At 43.7% G+C, this 575-nt stretch carries 1 protein-coding gene; it reads left to right on the top strand.

Going from position 1 to position 575, the window contains the following annotated elements:
* The coding region (locus tag ACGF49_RS24740; RefSeq protein WP_387493373.1) for a type VI immunity family protein at positions 1–575 on the top strand (575 nt) is incomplete at both ends.

A 575-nucleotide genomic window follows, 5' to 3' on the forward strand; every position in this document is an offset into this window, starting at 1 on the left:
GTTTCTCGTCTTGGGATTTCTATCACCTTGTTTTTTAAACAAGGCTATACCCAGGAGAAAAAACAACGCATTCTGGCCTGCTACCGGCGCTTTCGCGAAGAATTTGGCACTTACCTGCGTTTTCATCGTCATGAGCTGAAAGGGTTAAAAAAATATTCCCCAGAAAATATTGCTAAAGTTGAGGAGGGTATTCTTAATCAGAAAAAAAACCAACTTTCTAGCTGGGATGTTAGTGACGCCAAAAATATCTATGAAGCTCCCCGCTATCTGATGCATTACCTGGATTCCCGAGAAATTGATGGTGACGATGATAGCTCCTACCTTAGTCTGGTGCTGCCCTGGGATTATCTAAAAGAACAAGACGGCATGGCTCATTTTATGTCCTGGCTGGATTTTTTATGTGAACAACTCGAACCTGACAGTGGGGACTGTGGCTACTGTCTGGTCTTACCCAACGACTTCTATGACTACTTTCCTTTAGAGTATCAACTGGCGCAACGTTACCCTTCCCTGCAAGTGAACTCCGCAGTGCACACAGCTAAATTACAGTATGAACATTCCATCCGTGGCATTAA

Source organism: Photorhabdus sp. RM96S (assembly GCF_042879335.1).
Taxonomy (GTDB): Bacteria; Pseudomonadota; Gammaproteobacteria; order Enterobacterales; family Enterobacteriaceae; genus Photorhabdus; species Photorhabdus kayaii.